The 18,054-nt window shown below is 66.9% G+C and carries 18 protein-coding genes; 10 read left to right on the plus strand and 8 right to left on the minus strand.

Annotated features, from left to right (window positions below):
• Positions 1-15: 15 nt before the first annotated feature.
• Positions 16-651, minus strand: coding sequence for an imidazole glycerol phosphate synthase subunit HisH (hisH, locus tag LI953_RS03915; RefSeq protein WP_227074728.1), 636 nt, complete (start codon positions 649-651; stop codon positions 16-18).
• A 4-nt stretch (positions 652-655) separates the two neighbouring features.
• On the minus strand, positions 656-1,246 hold the full coding sequence (hisB, locus tag LI953_RS03920; RefSeq protein ID WP_227074729.1) for an imidazoleglycerol-phosphate dehydratase HisB: 591 nt from the start codon (positions 1,244-1,246) through the stop codon (positions 656-658).
• A 124-nt stretch (positions 1,247-1,370) separates the two neighbouring features.
• On the opposite strand from hisB, the gene LI953_RS03925 reads away from it, so the two are divergent.
• From LI953_RS03925 to LI953_RS03935, 3 genes are all read left to right on the plus strand, one after another.
• The gene (locus LI953_RS03925; RefSeq protein WP_227074730.1) at positions 1,371-2,561 is read left to right on the plus strand and encodes a multidrug effflux MFS transporter; all 1,191 of its coding nucleotides are present in this window, start codon (positions 1,371-1,373) and stop codon (positions 2,559-2,561) included.
• 10 nt (positions 2,562-2,571) lie between these two features.
• Positions 2,572-3,306, plus strand: a complete 735-nt coding sequence (locus LI953_RS03930) for a gamma-glutamyl-gamma-aminobutyrate hydrolase family protein (RefSeq protein ID WP_227074731.1) — start codon at positions 2,572-2,574, stop codon at positions 3,304-3,306.
• Positions 3,307-3,393: 87 nt separating this feature from the next.
• On the plus strand, positions 3,394-3,837 hold the full coding sequence (locus tag LI953_RS03935) for a hypothetical protein (RefSeq protein WP_227074732.1): 444 nt from the start codon (positions 3,394-3,396) through the stop codon (positions 3,835-3,837).
• Positions 3,838-3,882: 45 nt separating this feature from the next.
• On the opposite strand, the gene LI953_RS03940 is transcribed toward LI953_RS03935, so the two are convergent.
• Together LI953_RS03940 and LI953_RS03945 are read right to left on the minus strand one after the other, a co-directional pair.
• Positions 3,883-5,424: an oligosaccharide flippase family protein gene (locus LI953_RS03940; protein ID WP_227074733.1), complete on the minus strand. Its 1,542-nt coding sequence runs from the start codon at positions 5,422-5,424 to the stop codon at positions 3,883-3,885.
• Positions 5,425-6,456: a glycosyltransferase family 9 protein gene (locus LI953_RS03945; protein ID WP_227074734.1), complete on the minus strand. Its 1,032-nt coding sequence runs from the start codon at positions 6,454-6,456 to the stop codon at positions 5,425-5,427. It lies immediately after the preceding gene.
• Between the two features lie 304 nt (positions 6,457-6,760).
• Between LI953_RS03945 and LI953_RS03950 the strand changes: the two genes are divergently transcribed.
• Positions 6,761-7,546: a sterol desaturase family protein gene (locus tag LI953_RS03950; RefSeq protein WP_227074735.1), complete on the plus strand. Its 786-nt coding sequence runs from the start codon at positions 6,761-6,763 to the stop codon at positions 7,544-7,546.
• Complete coding sequence (locus tag LI953_RS03955) at positions 7,546-8,676, plus strand: dATP pyrophosphohydrolase (protein ID WP_227074736.1); 1,131 nt, start codon at positions 7,546-7,548, stop codon at positions 8,674-8,676. The genes LI953_RS03950 and LI953_RS03955 overlap by 1 nt, the downstream gene beginning before the upstream one ends.
• Position 8,677: 1 nt before the next feature.
• Here the strand turns inward: LI953_RS03955 and LI953_RS03960 are convergent, their stop codons facing one another.
• A complete protein-coding gene (locus LI953_RS03960; protein WP_227074737.1) occupies positions 8,678-9,625 on the minus strand; it encodes an NAD(P)-dependent oxidoreductase in 948 nt (315 codons plus the stop codon).
• Complete coding sequence (locus LI953_RS03965; protein ID WP_227074738.1) at positions 9,622-11,361, minus strand: fatty acyl-AMP ligase; 1,740 nt, start codon at positions 11,359-11,361, stop codon at positions 9,622-9,624. The genes LI953_RS03960 and LI953_RS03965 overlap by 4 nt, the downstream gene beginning before the upstream one ends.
• 143 nt (positions 11,362-11,504) lie before the next feature.
• Here LI953_RS03965 and LI953_RS03970 point away from each other — a divergent pair, with 143 nt between their 5' ends.
• From LI953_RS03970 to LI953_RS03985, 4 genes are all read left to right on the plus strand, one after another.
• Positions 11,505-12,476 carry a glycosyltransferase gene (locus LI953_RS03970; protein WP_227074739.1) on the plus strand — a complete coding sequence of 324 codons (972 nt, stop codon included), beginning with the start codon at positions 11,505-11,507 and terminating at the stop codon, positions 12,474-12,476.
• 178 nt (positions 12,477-12,654) lie between these two features.
• Positions 12,655-13,788: an inositol-3-phosphate synthase gene (locus LI953_RS03975; RefSeq protein WP_227074740.1), complete on the plus strand. Its 1,134-nt coding sequence runs from the start codon at positions 12,655-12,657 to the stop codon at positions 13,786-13,788.
• A complete protein-coding gene (locus LI953_RS03980; protein ID WP_227074741.1) occupies positions 13,785-14,501 on the plus strand; it encodes an NTP transferase domain-containing protein in 717 nt (238 codons plus the stop codon). Before LI953_RS03975 ends, LI953_RS03980 begins: the two co-directional genes overlap by 4 nt.
• Positions 14,502-14,503: 2 nt before the next feature.
• Positions 14,504-15,388 (plus strand): CDP-alcohol phosphatidyltransferase family protein, encoded by an 885-nt coding sequence (locus tag LI953_RS03985; protein WP_227074742.1) that lies wholly within the window; start codon positions 14,504-14,506, stop codon positions 15,386-15,388.
• Here the strand turns inward: LI953_RS03985 and lptG are convergent.
• On the minus strand, positions 15,381-16,448 hold the full coding sequence (lptG, locus tag LI953_RS03990; protein WP_227074743.1) for an LPS export ABC transporter permease LptG: 1,068 nt from the start codon (positions 16,446-16,448) through the stop codon (positions 15,381-15,383). The genes LI953_RS03985 and lptG overlap by 8 nt on opposite strands.
• A complete protein-coding gene (lptF, locus tag LI953_RS03995) occupies positions 16,438-17,574 on the minus strand; it encodes an LPS export ABC transporter permease LptF (RefSeq protein WP_227074744.1) in 1,137 nt (378 codons plus the stop codon). Before lptF ends, lptG begins: the two co-directional genes overlap by 11 nt.
• 225 nt (positions 17,575-17,799) lie before the next feature.
• Here lptF and LI953_RS04000 point away from each other — a divergent pair, with 225 nt between their 5' ends.
• On the plus strand, positions 17,800-18,051 hold the full coding sequence (locus tag LI953_RS04000) for an acyl carrier protein (protein ID WP_227074745.1): 252 nt from the start codon (positions 17,800-17,802) through the stop codon (positions 18,049-18,051).
• The last annotated feature ends 3 nt before the right edge of the window (positions 18,052-18,054 follow it).

Genomic DNA, 18,054 nt, shown 5'->3' on the forward strand with positions numbered 1-18,054 from the left:
GGGGCTGCGGCCCGTTCAGGGCTCCCAGGTGAGGAAGTTGCCGAGGATGCGCAGCCCCACCTGCTGGCTCTTCTCGGCATGGAATTGCGTGCCCGCCATGTTGCCGGTGGCGACCATGGCGACGACATCGCCCTCATAATCGGTGGTGGCGATGATCTGATCGGCCCGCCCGCCGGTGAGCGCGTAGGAATGCACGAAATAGGCGTGGTCGCCGGGTTGCAGCCCCTCCAACAGCTTATGCGCGCCGGGGGTGAAGCGCAGCTCGTTCCAGCCCATATGCGGCAGCCGGGCATTGCCGACTTGCATCGGCGCGATCTCGCCCCGGACCCAGCCGAAGCCCTGGGTGACACCATGCTCCAGCCCGCGCTCGGCCATCAGCTGCATGCCGACGCAGATGCCCAGAAACGGCGCGCCCTGGGCGACACGGCCGAGCATCGCCTCCTCCAGCCCGCTAACGCTGGCGAGCCCGCGCGCGCAATCGGGGAAGGCGCCCTGGCCGGGCAGCACGATGCGGTCGGCCTTGGCCACGAGATCGGGGTCGGCGGTGATGCGCACATCGGCGGCAATGCCGCGCAGCGTGGCGGCGAGCGCCAGCCCGCGCGCGGCGGAGGCGAGATTGCCGCTCTGGTAATCGATGACGGTGACGAGCATGGGGTTAGATCACGCCCTTGGTCGAGGGGATCTCACCGGCCACGCGCGGCTCGATGGCCACGGCCGCGCGCAGCGCCCGGCCGACGGCCTTGAACGAGGCCTCGGCCACGTGGTGCGCGTTATGCCCAGCGCGCTGGATGACATGCAGGTTGAACAGCCCGTTGCCGGCCAGGGCGCGGAAGAATTCCTCGACGAGCTGGGTGTCCATCTGCCCCAGCATCGGGCGCTCGAAGCTCACATTCCAGACGACGAAGGCGCGGCCAGAGAGGTCGAGCGCCGCTTCCACCAGCGCCTCGTCCATCGGCACCACGGCATGGCCGAAGCGCTGGATGCCGCGCTTGGCGCCCAGCGCGTTGCACAGCGCCTGGCCGAACACGATGCCGACATCCTCGACTGTGTGATGCGCGTCGATATGCAAATCGCCCTTGGCCTGCACCGTGAGGTCGAACAGACCATGCCGGGCGAAGGCGCTCAGCATGTGGTCGAAATAGCCGATGCCGGTGTTGATATCGGCCTTGCCCGTGCCGTCGAGGTTGAGCCGGATCAGGATGTCGGTCTCGGAGGTTTTGCGGCTGAGTTCGGATGTGCGTGTCATGTCTCACGCCTACAACAAAGGCGCGCGAAGTTAAACCGGATTGGCGCGAGGTGGCGGCGCGGGCAAGGCTCGGTTGCGGTTTTGCGCTCTGGCCGCGGGCGTGGCGCCCCGGTAAAGCTGGCTCATGGTCCGCCGCGTTACCACCAGATTGCCGCTGCTGCTCGGGTTTCTGATCGCGATCGGGCCGGTCTCGACCGACATGTATCTGCCGGCCTTTCCGCAGATCGCACGCGAGTTCCACAACGCGGCTGCCCCGCAATATTCGCTGGCGGCCTATTTCGTCGGCCTTGCCATCGGCCAGATGACGCAGGGCGCGCTCTCCGACCGGCTGGGGCGGCGCGTGCCGCTGCTCGCCGGGCTGGTGCTCTACACCTTCGCCACCATTGGCTGCTGGCTGAGCTGGAGCGTGTCCTCGCTGGTGGTGTTCCGCTTTCTCACCGCGCTCGGGGCTTCGGCGGGCACGGTGATCCCGCGCGCCATGGTGCGCGACTTGGCCGACGGGCCGGAGGCGGCGAAGTTGTTCTCCAAGCTGATGCTGGTGATGGGCGTGGCGCCGATCACCGCGCCAATGCTGGGCGCGGCGGTGGTGGGCTGGCTTTCCTGGCGGGTGATCTTCGCCGTTTGCGCGCTCTATGGCGTGGTGGCGGTGGTGCTGGCCTGGCGCTATCTGCCCGATACGCTGCCGCGCGAGCGGCGCACGCTCATCGGCGCCGGGGCGGTGCTGCTGCGCTATGTGCATATTTTCCGCGAGCCCGCGTTCCTCAGCCACGCGATGATCGGCGCCGCCACCTCGGCCTGCCTGTTCGCCTATCTGGCCGCCACGCCGCAGATCTTCATCGGTGAATATGATTGGAGCAGCGCCGGCTACGCGCTGCTGTTCGGCGTCAACTCCACCGCCTATATCGCCTACAGCCAGATCAACCCGCTCCTGGTGAACCGCTTCGGCCTGGCGCCGGTGATCACCGCCAGCGTGGCGGTGCAGCTTGCCGCGTCGCTCTATTTGTCCGGGTTGGCGCTGCATCCGTTCGGGGCGCTGCCCATCGCGGGCGGGTTGCTGATCGCGGAGATCGGGTTCGGGCTGCTCACACCCTGCGCCATGGTGGGGGCGCTGTCGCGGCACCAGGCCCATGCGGGCAGCGCGGCGGCCCTGCTCGGCACCATGCAATATACGGGCGGCGCCATCGCCGGCCTGGCCGTGGGCGTGCTGGCCGATGGCACCTCCCGCCCCATGGCATTCGCGATGCTGGGTTGCGCCGTCGTGGCGCTGCTTGCGGCGCGCAGGCGCCCCAGCTTAAGCTTCAGTCCTGCGGAGTGATCAAGAAAACATGTCCAGACCCAATCTCATCGGAATTCCCGCCTGCACCAAATTCGTGTCGGGCTATGTCCAGCATGCCACCCCGGCCCGTTATGGCGCCGCGCTGGTGGCGGCCTCCAACGCCATGCCGGTGCTGATCCCGCCCGAGGGCGAGGCGATGCTGCCGTTGCTGGAGCGCCTCGACGGCATCATGTTCAACGGCTCGCCCTCCAACGTGGCGCCGATGCGCTACGGCGCGGATTTCGACGCCACCCCCGACGACCACGACCCCGACCGCGACGCCACTACGCTGCCGATGATCCGCGCGGCGCTGGATATGGGCATGCCGATCCTGTGCATCTGCCGCGGCCTGCAGGAGCTGAACGTGGCCCTGGGCGGCACGCTGTATCAGGAGGTCCACAAGATCCCCGGCCGCCTCGACCACCGCTCACCCGAGGGCGAGCACCGCTTCGATCTCAAGCACGGCGTGTCGCTCACCGGCGAGCTGGCGCATCTGCTCGGCGCGGCGGAAATCCAGGTGAACTCGCTGCACGGCCAGGCGATCGACCAGCTCGCCCCCGGCTTGGCGGTGGAGGCGATGGCGCCGGACGGGACCATCGAGGCCGTGCGCGTGGAAGGCGCGAAAGCCTTCGCCATCGCCGTGCAATGGCATCCCGAGTGGGAAGTGACCCATTTCCCCGACCGGCTGCGCCTGTTCAACGCCTTTGGCGAGGCCTGCCGGGAGTTCGCGGCGAAGCGCAAGTAAGTCCGGCGTTACCGAACGAAACACATCTTCGCGCCGGAATCCCGCCGCAATCGGGTACATAATGACCCTCGAAAAGGAGGGTCATCAATGGATATCCAGACCATCGACAATCAGTACGGCCAGTTGCAGACGCGCTCACAGCAGACGGTGGGCGAGTTGCAGGGGCTGGCCCAGAAGCTGCAAGCCGCGGCGCAGGCCGGGAACATGGACGCGCGGGAATGGCTGCTCGATCTGCGTGGCGTCGCGCTGGCGATCAAGGCTGAGCAGGATCAGGTGGCCAATCTGTTGCAGGCGATTCACAACATGTTGGCCGCGCAGCCTGTGCCGCAATCAGTGCCGCAGGCCATGCCGCAATCGCCTTGGGGCGCGCCGCAAGGTTATCCGCAGCAGGGCGGTTATCCGCCGCAGGGTTACGCGCAGCCGCAGCAAGGCGGGCTGCTGGGCGCGTTCCTCAATTCCGGCTTCGGCCGGGCGCTGGAAATGGGCGCCGGGTTTGGCATCGGCGAAGACATCATCAATAAAATCTTCTGAGCGCGGCGGGAGGGCGAAAGCCCCCCGGACCATGCTGGGCGCGGCTCAGCGCGGGCCCGATTTCACCCCGCGCCGGAGCGCCGACCAGGTTCCCGCCAAGCTGGCGGCGGCTTTGGCCAGGGCTGGCGGGTGGCGGTTGCGCAGCAGCAGCCCCGCATAGGTCAGGCCGGTGGCCATCACCACGCTGGCGATACGGAACACGGGCGCATCGCCCCAGGGCAGCAGCCGCAGCGCCGAGGCCATCGCCACCATGGCGGCGATGCCGATGGCGGGCGGCAGGAATGGGCGCAGCAGCTGGGCGAGCGTGATCTGCCAATGCCGCCACAGATAATGCGCCCCCCAGGCCAGCAGCGGCGGATAGACGGCGAACCAGATGCTGGCCACGGCGATCAGCCCGATCTGCGTATGGCAGCTGAACCCGACCGCCAGAATGCCGAGGGTGAGCATTGTCAGCGTGATGGTGGAGAGGCTGGCGGCGGTGCCCGGCTTGCCGGAGGCGAGCAGCACCGGCGGCAGTAATTGCGAGGTCACGCGCAGGATGGCCGCTGCGGCCAGGATCTGCAAAGGCAAGGCGCCCGCGGCGTAGCTATGGCCCTGGCTGTCATGCAGCAGCGAGGTCAGCGGCAGCGCCACCAGCATCAGCGCGGCCATGAATGGCGCGACCAGCGTGGTCAGCCGTTGCAGCGACCATAAGAGCGCCTCGCGCAGATGCGCGGGCACCGCGGCCACGCGGGCAAAGACTGGCAGCGCCGTGCGGTTGACGAGCGTGCCCACGGCCATCGCCGGTTCCATCGCCAGATCGAACACCACGCGATACAGCGCCAGCGGGGTCGGCCCGTAGAACCAGCCGACCAGCAGATAGTCGATATTCTTGAAGATCTGGTCGGAAATATGGGCTGTGGCCGAGCGCAGGCCGAAATGCGCGAGCGGCCGGATCTCGGCCAGGGAGAAGCGCAGCGATGGGCGGAACGGCCTGGCCCATAAGCTGCCAGCCAGGATGAACACGCCGCTGGCCAAAAAGCTGCCAACCAGTGCCCAGGCGCCGCCGCCCAGCAATGCGATGACCAGGCGCGTGAGCGCGGCGCCGAAGGTTGAGGCGACGTTGATGGCGGCGATGCGCTCGTAGCGCAATTCACGGTTCAGCAGCGCCATCGGGATCACGGCGCCGCCGACGATCGGCTGCTTGAGCGCGATGACGATGAAATACGCCGCCATGCCCGGCACGTTGTAGAACATCTGCACCAGCGGCGCGGCGGCCAGGGTGAGGCCGGAGACGATCACCGCGATCCCGAGAATGTACCAGAACAGCGATTGCAGATGGCGATGGCTAAGCTCTTGCGCCTGCACGATGGCGTCGCCCGTGCCCAGCCCGTCAAAGGCCTCGATCATCATGCCGAAGGAGATGACCAGCGAGCCGATGCCGACCTGCTGCTGCGTGAGATACAGCAGGACGACGATGATCGTGGAAAAATCGGTGATTTTGGCGACGAGCGTGGCGCCGCCCAGCCAGTTGAAGCCGCGCGCCAGATGCCGGCGGTGATGCGCCGTGGCATCGGCGCCGGGCTGTGCCGGAGGGGGCGCGTCCATTCAGCGCCCCTCAGCCGCCGCCAAGGTCTCGTGAGCGGCCCAGAGCCGCCCGATGGCCGTGATGACCTGCGCCACGCCGAGCCCGGCCATGCAGCGCGCGTTATAGTGGCACTGCCGGGGCGCGCGGCCGCAGCGGCGGATCCAAGGGCGGCGGCGCTTGAACAGATCGTCCTGATCGCGGCAGGGCATATCCTCGACCATCACCTCGGCGCAGGGCGTGTTCCGCCAGAATTTGCCCCGGCCGAACAGGGCAGGGGCGCCCGGCCCGAATAGCGCCACGGCGGGCACGCCGGTCAGACGGGCCAGATGCGCGACCCCGGTATCGGGCGAGACGAACAGGCGCGCTTGCGCCATCAGGTGCCAGATTTGGGCGAGATCAAGCCGCCCGGCATAGGATTGGTGTTGCCCCTCCGGGTCGATCTCGCGCACCAGCCCGTCTTCGCCCGGCCCGCCGCTCCACACCACGTCCAGCCCCTGCGCGCCAAGCCATTGCGCCAATTGCCGCCAGTTTTGCGCGGGCCAGAATTTCAACGGGGTGCTGGCGCCGGCATGCAGCACCGCATAGGGGCGGGCGGGCAGCGCAAAGGGCGTGCAGGCTGGCTTTGGCCAGTCCCCCGGCGTGAAGGCTTCCGGCTCCGGCCCCGGCACCAGGGCCGAGAAGATTTCGCCGGTGGCGGTTGGCGTCTGGGGGTATTCGACCAATTCATCGATCGGCCAGCTCTTCACCACTGGGCTGTCCCCCGCATGGGCGACGATCCATTTCGCCCGCAAGGCCCGTGCCAGCCAGCTATGCCGGTTGTCGCCGGGCAGAATGGCGAGGTCGAAGCCGTCCTGGCGCAGCATCGCCGCCACGGTCTCGAACTGGCGCGGATGATAGGGCCAGGCGATCACGCCGTAAGGGCGCGTCTCGTAGAGCGGCATCATCGGCAGCGGGGTGATGAGTACGATCTCCGCCGCGGGGTAGCGTGCGCGCAGCTTGGCCAGCAGCGGCGTCACCATCAGCGCGTCGCCAAGCCGCAGATGCGGCGCCACCAAAATCCGGCGCGGATCGGCCGGGCGTCCGCGGGGGCGGGGGTGGCGCGGGCGCAGATACAGCGCCCGCCAGACCGTGCGGATGATCGAGGGAACCTCGCTGTCCAGAATGATACTCCTTACAAACCGGCCCGTGGCCGGGTTTCGCTATACCGCTGTTCGCGCGCCAGCCGCCAGAGGCCCAGGCGCGCCGGGGGGTGGTTTGCCTTGGCCGGACCCCGCATGCTATGCAAAGCGGGCTGGCACTGGCTGGCATTTTCCCGAGATTCTTCAAAATTTTCAGGGGCCTGGGCGAAATAAGGCGATGGCAAAGAAATTCGTTTGGGGCCGGGCCTGGCATGGCCGCAGCTATGATCTGGGGCGGATGACGCTGCCCGAACTCTGGGTGGCGTATCTCACCTATCCCGCCATCAATCTTTACGTGGCACTGGCGCTGCTTGCTGGCGCTTATGCGGTGCTGGAGGCCCGGCGCGGGCTGGAGATCGCGATGCCGGCGCTCGCGGTACTGATCGTCTATCCGCTGGTCTGGTATGGGCTGCACCGCTATGTGCTGCATGGGCGCTGGCTCTACCGCATGCGCTGGAGCGCGGGGCTGTGGAAGCGCATCCATTTCGACCATCACCAGGACCCGCATAAGCTGGAAGTGCTGTTTGGCGATCCGCTCAACACCATCCCGACCATGGCGCTCATCACCGGCCCAATCGGCTACGCCCTGGCGGGCTGGACCGGCGCGGCGGCGGCCTTCGCCACGGCGCTCATCACCACCTGCGTATATGAATTCTTTCACTGCATCCAGCACCTCAACTACAAGCCGAAAAACGCCTTCGTGCAGCGGCTCAAGCGCGACCATCTGCTGCACCATTTCCACAGCGAGACGGTGAATTACGGCATCGTCAGCTTTTTGCCCGACAAGATGCTTGGCACGTATCACCCGAACGCCAAGGACTGCCCGAAAAGCCCGACCGTGTTCAACCTGGGCTATGACCTCGATGAGGCGGCACGTTTCCCCTGGGTGATGGAACTGACCGGCGCCCCGCCGCGCGACAAGCCCCCCGGCGCCATGACGGAGCAGAGGGGGCGCGCGGCCTGATGAGCAAGATCGAGATCATCCCGGTTTCCGGCAAGAAAGAACTGAAGCGCTTCATCCTGCTACCCGAGCGGCTGCACTGCGGCGACCCGGCCTATATCGCGCCGCTGCATATGGAGCGCGAGGAGGCGCTGGGGCCGAAGAACCCGTTTTTCGGCCATGCCGAGGCGCAGTTTTGGCTGGCGGTGCGCGATGGGCGCGATGTTGGGCGCATCAGCGCGCAGATCGACAAGCTGGCGCTTTCGCTCAGGCCCGACGCGCCGGGCATGTTCGGCATGTTGGCGGCCGAGGATGATCCCGAGATTTTCACGGCATTGCTCGACACCGCGCGCGCCTGGCTGCGCGAACGCGGCATGACGCGCATGCAGGGGCCGTTCAACCTCAATATCAACGAGGAAACCGGCGCCCTGGTGGATGGCTTCGACACGCCGCCAATGCTGCTGATGCCGCATGACCGGCCCTATGTCGGCGCGCGGCTCGAAGGGCTGGGGCTGGTCAAGGCCAAGGATGTCTTCGCTTATCTGTACGACACGCGGGTGGAGCTGCCCGCCAGCGTGCGCCGCCTGCTCTCTCGCCCGTTGCCGCCGGGGGTCACGGTGCGCCCGCTCGACCTCAAGCGGATCAAGGAGGAAATCCGCAACGTCACCGCCATCTTCAACGATGCATGGGCGAATAATTGGGGCTTTGTCCCGCTTACCGAGGCGGAGACCGATTACCTCGCCAAATCGCTGAAGCCGCTGCTCAACCCGCGCATGACCAGCCTGGTCGAGCGCGATGGCGAGCCGGTGGCGTTCATGATCGCGCTGCCGAATCTAAACGAGGCGATCAAGGGGCTGGACGGCAAGCTGCTGCCCTTCGGCTGGGCCAAGCTGCTCTGGCGGCTGAAGGTGGCGGGGGTGAAGACCGCGCGCGTGCCGCTGATGGGCGTGCGCCGCGCCGCCGCCAAGGACATGATCGGCAGCCTGCTGCCCTATCTGATGATCGACATGGTCCGCCGCGAGGGGCTGCAGATGGGCTTTACCCATATCGAGCTGTCCTGGATCCTCGAGGACAACATGCCGATGCGCCGGATGATCGAGAGCCTCGACGCCAAGGCGTACAAAACCTACCGGGTGTACGAGACGGCGGTCTGAGCTAGCGCAGCCAGCCCGCCGCCCGGTACCACGCGGCGGTGTGCGCAAACCCCTCGGCCAGCCCGAAGCGCGGCGTGTAAATCTCGCGCGGCAGCAGCTCATCGGGCCGCACCGACCAGTCCGGGTGCAAAATCTCCCGCGCCTTGCCGCGTGTGAAGATCGGTGGCGTGGCGCGTGTCCTGCCCCATAATTCGGATGCGAGCCCGGCCGCCATCACCAGCCCGGCGGGCAGGCGCAGAAAGCGCGGTTTTCCGCCCGTGGCGCGGGCGGCTTCCTCCAGCAGGGCGCGCAGGGTGTAGCCCTCCGGGTGTTCATCCGCGAGGCTGAACAGGCCGGGGCGAAATTTTTCGCCTGCCAGGGCGGCGATGGCGCCCGCCGCGTCCTGCGCGTGGATCACGGCGGCCTTGCCGTTGCCCAGCAGCGGCGCCACCGGGCGCAGGCTGGCCTTGAACAGTGCCAGGGTTTCCTTGTCCCATGGCCCATAGATGGCGGGTGGGCGGATGATCGCCAGCCGCGCGGCTTGGAGGCCCTGCCGCGCCTCCGCCTCCGCCGCCTGCTTGCTGAAGGCGTAGCCGGAGAGTTCCGGTTCCCGCGCCGCTAGCGAGGAGATCAGGATGAATTTCGCCTCTGGCGCAATCTGTGTCGCCATCCGCGCCATGGCCGCCGTGCCGTCGCGGTTGGCGCGTAGGAAGGCGGCGTGGTGATGCGCCTTGATCACCCCCGCCGCGTGGATCACCACATCCGCGCCGCGCACCAGCTCGGCCAGGGCGGCTTCATCCTCCAGGCTGCCGCGCAATGTCGCGAAGGTGAGGCCCGTGAACGCGGGATGCGCAGGGGCGCGCCGCGCCAGCAGGCGCAGGCGGAACCCGGCTTGCGCCAGGGCGGTAACGAGATGAACCCCCAGAAACCCCGTGCCGCCCGTGACGGCGGCGAGCGGTGCTTGGCTCATTCCGCCGCGGTGGCGGCAGCGCGGGGCTCGAAGGCGCCCTCCAGATACATCAGCCGGGCGCGCGAGCGGCTGAGCTTGCCCGAGGAGGTTTGCGGCAGGCTATGCGGCGGCACCAGCACCACGCGCGTCTCCAGACCCTGGCGGCCACGGAAGAAATTGGTGAGTTCCATGGCCAGTGCCTCGCGCGCGGCGGGGGCGGTGAGGCGGCATTCGACGAGCACGACGACCTCCTCCTCCTCGCCGGTATCGACGGAAAACACCGCGACATCGCCGCTGCGCAGCGACGGGATTTCCGCCTCGGCGGCCCATTCCAGGTCCTGCGGCCAGACATTGCGGCCATGGACGATGATAAGGTCTTTCGCCCGCCCGGTGATCACGATCTGCCCGTTGGTGAGGTAGCCGAGATCCCCGGTATCCAGCCAGCCATCCTGGGAGAGCACGCGCGCGGTCTCCTCCGGGGCGCCGAAATAGCCGAGCATCAGGCTGGGCCCGCGCACGAAGATGCGGCCAACCGCGCGCTCAGGCAGCAACGCGCCATCATCGCCGCGCACCTCGATTTCGTGCGCCGGCAGCATTCGCCCGCAGACCACGAAATGGCGCACGCGCTCGCTGTGCTCATCGGCGGGCACGGCGATGTGCTCGTGTTCCAGCGCCAGCCCGTCCACCGCGTCTTCCTTCGCGCCCTGGCCGTCCGGGCTGAAGCTGAGGGCGAGGGTTGCCTCCGCCATGCCGTAGCAGGGGATGAAGGCGGCGGCGTTGAAGCCGTTTTCGGCAAACCGCGCGGCGAAGCGGGTGAGCACGGCGGGGCGGATCATGTCTCCGCCAATGCCTGCCCGGCGCCAGGAGGCGAGGTCGATGCCCTCGGTCGAGGCGGTTTTCGCACGGCGGGTGCAAAGCTCGTAGCCGAAGGACGGGCTGAACGAGATGCTGCCCTTGTTGCGCGTGATGAGCGAGAGCCAGAGCAGCGGGCGGCGCGCGAATTCGCGCGTCGGCAGGATATCGACCGAGAGCTGGCACGCCATCGGCATCAGCAGGAAGCCGACCAGCCCCATATCGTGATAATAAGGCAGCCAGGTGGTGCAGCGGTCGTCATCATTCACCTGCAGCCCGTATTTGGCCATGTAATGGGCGTTGGCCATGAAGGCCGGTTGTGTGACCGCCACGCCCAGCGGAAACCGCGTGCTGCCGGAGGAAAATTGCAGATAAGCCAGCGACTCAGGCGCGGGCAGATCGGCCTCGGGCACCATCGGCGCGGCATCAAGCGCCGCGATGGTGCCGGAGCAGCGCAGGTCCAGCCCGTCCACCGCCTCGGCCAGCCATTCGGCCAGCACCGCGGGGCCGAACACGGCATGCGCGTCGGCCGCCTGGATCATCCGGCGCAGGAAGGAGATATACCCCGCCTTGCCGCCAAAGGCCGCGGGCAGGGGCAGCGGCGCGGGCACCAGCCCGGCATATTGGCAGGCGAAGAAGGCGCGGGCGAAATCACCGTCGCTCTCGGCCAGCAGGCCGACGCGCTGGCCAGGCTTCAGCCCCGCGCCGAGCAGGCGGCGCGCCAGGGTTTTGGCCTGGGTGCGCAGCGTGGCGTAGGGCAATGCCTCGGTCAGCACCCCCTTGCCGGAGTAGAAATTAAGCCCGGTTGGGCCTTGGGCGGCATAGTCCAGGGCCTCGGCGATGGTGCCGAAATCGGCGAGACGCTTCACCAGCCCCGCGTGACGAGTCGGGGTCGGCTCAGTCATATTGCCTGGAAGTTACAATGGCAGCCATCCGCCGCCGCTAACAGAGTCGCGGTGGAATGGCAATGGCTTGCCCGCATGGGTGCTTGACAGTGCCGCGCGCCGCCGCCTAGCAGCCGCGCAACGTAACATTTGGGCACCCTGTCATGGCCATTCCGAAGCGCGTGCATTTCTGCTGGATTGGTCAGCATTTTCCCTGGGCATATGTGTTCGCCGTGCTCTCCGCCGCCCGCCATGCCGGAGTGGATGAGGTGATCCTGCACCATACGGACGAGCTGGCGGACGGGCCGGAAACGCAAGCCTTGCGCGCCGCGCCCGGCGTGCGGCTGGCGCGGCTGGACCCCGCGGCGCTGCTTGGGCCGGTGGGGGCTGAGTTGGGGCTGGGCGAGGCGTTGAGCGGGTTGTATGGGCGTGCGCAAAGTCCGGCTCAAAAAGCCGATATTTTGCGGGCCGCGATTCTCCACCAGCAAGGCGGCATTTATCTGGATGTCGATACTCTCACCGTTGCCCCCCTGATGCCTTTATTGGTGGCGCGGCAGTTCATGGGCGCAGAGCGGATCGTGTGGCCGCACTGGGTCTATCATTCCCGCTCGCCGCTGGTCTGGGGGCGGCATTTGGGGCTCGACGTGCTGCGCAAGCTATTGCGTCTGACTCCCGGCGGATGGCGTGCATTCCGTAAAGTGGAGGGCTGGTATGTACCGGCCGTGAATAATGCGGTGATGGGCGCAGAGGCCGGCGCCCCTCTGATCGTCGCCGCTCTACGCGAGATGGCTGCATTGCCTGAGCAGCAAGCGCATGGGGCCTATGCTTTGGGGCCGGATCTTTATCAGGCGTTGCTGGCCGCCTCGCCAATGCCGGACCTCGCCATCCATGCGCCGCCCTGTTTCTACCCCTTCGCCCCGGAAATCTCGGAGCACTGGTTCCGCTCCTGCCGCAATGCCGCCGCCGCCCTGCGCCAGGCGCTGCGGCCCGAGACGCGGATCGTGCATTGGTATGGCTCGGTCCGCACCAAGCCTTATGTGGCGCAGATCAGCCCTGATTATGTGCGCGCCCACCGGCAAACCCAGCTTTACAGCGCGCTGGTCTGCGAGCTGCTGCCGGACCTCGCCAGCGTGTAACACTTGCGACACATGGCGGAAAGCGGTACCACGCTGACTTAACTTACCGCGCAGAGTTCGGATTCACCCCGATTTTCCCGCAGTCCGTCGAGAGCCGTGACGTGTAGCTTTCTCTAGGGCCAGGGGCTGTGAGGACATGCTGCCCGCGGGCAGAATTTTGAGATAGACGAGGTTGAAGATGGCGAAGAACGGCGGCATCCGCATTGCGATCGCAGGGATCGGCAATTGCGCCAGCTCCCTGATTCAGGGGCTCTATTATTACACGCCGGAGCGTTGCGCCGATGGCGTGGTCGGCCTCATGCACACCGAGATCGGCGGTTATCAGCCGAACCACATCCGGGTGGTGGCGGCGTTTGACGTGGATGCCCGCAAGGTCGGCCAGGACGTGAACCGCGCCATCTTCGCCAAGCCGAACTGCACCAAGGTGTTCCAGGCCGACATCCCCGATTGCGGCGTGACCGTGCAGATGGGCCAGGTGCTGGACGGCATCTCCGAGCATATGGCGAATTACGACGAGGACCGCACCTTCGTCCGCGCCGACGCCCGCGAGCTGAGCAAGGCCGAGATCGTCGCCCTGCTGAAGGACAGCAAGGCCGATGTGCTGCTGAATTACATGCCGGTCGGCTCCGAGCAGGCGGCGCGCTTCTATGCCGAATGCGCGCTGGAGGCCGGGTGCGGCTTCATCAACAACATGCCGGTGTTCATCGCCAGCGATAAGGCGTTCGCCGACCGCTTCGCCGCGGCCGGGCTGCCGATCATCGGCGATGACATCAAATCCCAACTTGGCGCCACCATCACCCACCGCGTGCTGACCGATATTTTCGCCAAGCGCGGCGTGAAACTGCTGCGCACCTACCAGCTCAACACCGGCGGCAATACCGACTTCCTGAACATGAAGAACCAGGACCGTCTGGCCTCCAAGAAGAAGTCGAAGACCGAGGCGGTGCAGTCGGTGGCCAAGACGCGGATGGAGAACGAGAATATCCATATCGGCCCGTCCGATTACGTGCCCTGGCAGAACGACAACAAGATCTGCTTCATCCGCATGGAAGGGCTGCTGTTCGGCGACGTGCCGATGGATCTGGAACTGCGCCTCTCGGTGCAGGACAGCCCGAACTCCGCTGGCGTGGTGATCGACATGATCCGCTGCTGCAAGCTGGCGCTGGAGAACGGCATTGGCGGCGTGCTGGCCGGGCCGAGCGCGTATTTCTGCAAGCATCCGCCGGTGCAATACACCGACGACGTGGCCTATGAGATGACGGAGGCGTTCATCCGCACCCGTCCGGCGCTGGCGGTGACCGCCGCCGAATGAAGTGCCTGATCGTCGCCGCCGGGCAGGGCACACGCCTGCGTGAGAAGGGCGAGCTGAAGCCGCTGATCCCCATTCGCGGTGTGCCGTTGATTGAGCGCGTCATCGCCAACGGTGCGCGCGCGGGGATTGACGAGTTCATCGTCGTCACCGGCTATCGCGCGGAGCAGTTGCAGGAGCGGCTGGGGGAATTCTCCCGCCGCGCCGGTATCCATATCACCCGTATCTTCAACCGCGCCTGGGACCGGGCGAACGGTGTGTCCGTGCTCTCCGCCAAGCAATATCTGGATGAGCCGTTTCTGCTCACCATGTGCGACCATCTGGTCGACCCGGAGATTTTGCGCCGCCTGATCGAGGCCCCGCAGGAGCCGGACACGGTGACGCTGGGCGTGGATTTCAACATTACCAACCCGCTGAACGACCCCGAGGACGTAACCCGCGTGAAATGCGAGGGCGAGCGCCTCATGCATATCGGTAAGGTCATCCGGGACTTTAATTGCTTCGACACCGGGGTGTTCCGCTGCACGCCCGTGATGTTCGAGGCGCTGGAGGAATCTCAGGCGCGCGGCGATGACAGCATCTCCGGCGCGATGAACGTGCTGGCCGAATGGGGCAAGGCGCGGGTGTTCGACATCGGCGACCGGCTCTGGGTGGATGTGGACGACCCGATCGCCTTCGGCAAGGCCGAGGCGCTGCTGGACGAAGGCCGCCTCTGACCATGAGCGACGCCGCCGGGCTGGCCGGGGCCGACCCGGTGCGGCGCACCTATGAGATCGAGGACCCGACCAACCTCTATTTCATCCATCCGATTTCGGCGCGGCTGGTGCCGGTTTTCGCCAAGCTCGGGGTTACGCCCAATGCCGTATCGCTGATCGGCATGGGCTGCGGCATTCTGGCCGGGCTCGCCTACCGGTTTTATGGGCAGACATGGAGCGCGGGCCTCGGCTTTCTGCTGATGCTCGCCTGGCATGTGATGGATGGCGCCGATGGCCAACTCGCGCGGCTGACCAAGAGTTACTCCGAACTCGGCAAGGTGCTGGACGGTATCTGCGACTACGTGACCTTCACCGCGGTTTATGCCGGGCTGGCGGTGGCGATGAGCGCCACGCTGGGCGGCTGGGCCTGGGTGCTGGTGGCGGTGTCGGGCGTGGCGCATGCGGTGCAGTCGGCGGCGTATGAGATGCAGCGGCAGGATTACAATTTCTGGGGCTGGGGGCGGCAATCCGCCGCCTTGCCCAAATTGGACGCCATGCCCCAGGGAGTCGCCGGGCATCTGCATCACCTCTATGCGCGGGTGCAGCTTTGGGCCGCTGGCGGGGCGGCGGAATTCCACGCGGCGTTCAGCGCCGTGCTGGCGGCTCAGCCGGCGCGCGAGGCCGGGTTGCGCGCCGCCTACCGCGAAGCTTTCGCGCCGCTGGTGCGCCGCTGGGGCGTGCTCTGCGCCAATTACCGTACGCTCGGGATCTGCATCGCGGCGCTATTGAAGCTGCCGGCGTTGTATTTCCTGTTCGAAATCTTCGGCTTCAGCGCCCTTCTGCTCCTGTTGCTCAAGGCGCAGCGGGCGCAATACCGCGCCTTTTTGGCGCGCGTGCGCGTCAGTTAAGTTCGCGCGTCAGCCGCCAGCCGCCCAGCGCCAAGAGCAGCAAAGACGGCGCCAGTGCCGACACCGCCGGGTTCAGCGCCAGCAGCAGCCCCGCATAGCCGGTGATCTCCTGTGCCAGGAGAAACACCATGCCGAGCAGCGCACCGATCACGAGCTGCCGCCCCGCCCCGCCCGCGCGCTGCGGCCCAAACACGAAAGGCCCCGCGATCAGCGCCATGCCGATCAGCGATAGCGGAACCGCCACCATGCTCCAGAAGGCTTGCTCATAGAGCAGCGCCGCCTGATGCAGGTGTTTCAACTGCCGCACATAGGCGTAGAGGGCGAGCGGCGGCATGGTTTGGGGCGGGATCGCCAGGAGCTGCAACTGCTTGCTGGAGAGAAAAGGCTGCCAGATCAGGCTGGCTGGTTTGTCGGCCACCGGCTGGCCGTTGGTGATGGTATCGCGGGTGATGCCGCTGAGCGCCCATGTGCCGTCGGGTTGCGGGGCGGCGGTGTCGGCCTCGATCAGGCTTTGCAGCCCGCCATCCGGCCCGAAGGTGAAGATCGCCACGCCGCGCAGGTCGGCCCCGCCCGCGAAGCTCTGCACGTTGAGGAACACGCCGTTTTTCTGGGCCCAGAAGCCGCCATTGGAGAGGCCGGAGAGCGCGTCGCCCAGCGCCGCCGCCTGTTGGCGCTGGGCCGCCTGCTGCGCGGGCGGAATGATGAATTGCGCGATTATGAACAGGGCCAGGATGATGGGCAGGCATAGGCGCACCACGGCGCCGATGAGGCGCGCCTGCGACACGCCGAAGCTGCGGAAGGCGGTGAGTTCGGAGTGTCTGGCAAGCCCGCCCAGCCCCAGCAGCGTGGCCAGCAGCATGGAGACGGGCGCGATTGGCAGCAGCCGGGCCGGCGCGGTGAGCAGGGTGTAGAGCAGCGCGTCGCGCAGCGTGTAGCGCCCCTGACCGATGAGCCCCAGCTGCTCGACGAAGCTGAGCAGGCTGAACAGCGCCGTCAGGCCGGTGGTGATGAGCAGGAAGGCGCGGCCTACCGTCCAGCCGATATAGCGGTCAAGCAGCATCGCGGCTCCCGGCGGGCTGGGCAAGGCGGGGGCGGGGCGGGTTGGCAGGCGGGGCGAGCCAGCGCCGGCGCAGCGCCGGACCATACCAGAGCAGCGCGACAATCAGCGCCAGCAGGGCGGGCGCCCACCATAGCCCGGGGAACCGCCCGACCGCGCCGTGCTGCACCCAGGTTCGTGCCGTGGTGCTGAGCAGGTAATAGGCCGAATAGGCAAAAATGGCGGGGCCGAATTTCGCGTGGCGGTTTTGGCGCGGGCGGCCGCGGCTGAGCAGGGCGCCCAGCAGCGCCAGCAGCAGGGTGGAAATGCCGGTGGAGAACCGCCATTGCCGTTCGGCGACATCGGCGGGCAGGTCGGAGGCGATGAGATGCGCGGTGCTTGCCGCCACCGGGCTATAGCCGGGCGCGGCGGGAACGGTGCCATCGGGGGTCACGTTCAATGCCGCGGCTTCCAGAGACTGGTCGTTGCCCGGGTTGTCGCGGTCGAATTCATAAACATGCACGCCGGTGAGATGCACCTTGCGCTGCCCGCTGGCATCGGGGGCTGCGGGGGCGGCGTTGTCGGCGAAGATCACCTCGATATGCCCGCCGCTGCGCCGCGCCACGAACACGCCCCGCGCCTGGCTGTGCGGCCCGGCGCGCTGGCTGAGAAAGATGACGCGCGAGCCATCGGCGCTGGCATAGAAGGTGCCCGCCTCCATCGCGTTCACGTTGAGCATGATGGCCGCGCGGCGGGAGATGTCGTGCGAGGTGGCATAGGCCCAGGGGCGGGCGAATACCGAGAGGCAAGCCACCCCGAGCGCCAGCCCCAAGGCCAGCGCCAGCACCGGGCGCACGAGCCTGGGCGGCCCGATGCCCAGCGCCAGCATGGCGGTGATCTCGCCATCGGCCTGCAACCGCCCAAACCCCGCCACCACGGCGATGAACAGCGAGATCGGGATCAGCACATCGAGTGCGATCAGGAGTTTCAGCCCGGTGAGAGCGGCAATGACATGTATTGGCAGCAAGCCGTTCACGGCGTCAGACAGGATTCCCGCTAAGCCATAGCCGCCAAACAACGTGGCCAGGATGGCCAAGATCACGATGAAGGGCCGCGCGATCTCACGAAGCAGATATCTGTCTATATTCAAGACGCCAAACCAATTCTCTCCGGCCTGTCTGAGATGGCCGGCCACCCCCAAGGCGCCAAGGAGCTCAGCCGCCCATTAGGCCCGTGACAACGCGGTGCCCGCTCTTTAATAGAGAGGCAGATGAATTGTATAGTTTTTCTTGCATGACTGTCATCAGCGCCCGCCACCGGGCGGCTTTCGCCAAATGGGCATGCAGGAACCAGCAAAGGAGCTGCGCGGGGCCACATGTCTGACCAGGCCAATGAAATCCGGGAGACCATCTTCAGCACGCTGCGCGCGGCCCTGCCTCAGGACCGTCCGCTCTCCGACTCCACCCATATCATCGAGGATCTGGGGCTCGACTCCGTCGCGGTGATGGATTTCGTGATGGAGATCGAGGACAAGCTGGACATCACCGTACCGCTGGACAAGATCGCCGAGGTGGTCACGCTGGGGGATCTGATCGCCACCGTGCAGCGCCTCAAGCAAGCCGCGTAACCT

The organism is Acidocella sp. KAb 2-4 (genome assembly GCF_020567705.1).
In the GTDB taxonomy this organism is placed as follows: Bacteria; Pseudomonadota; Alphaproteobacteria; order Acetobacterales; family Acetobacteraceae; genus Acidocella.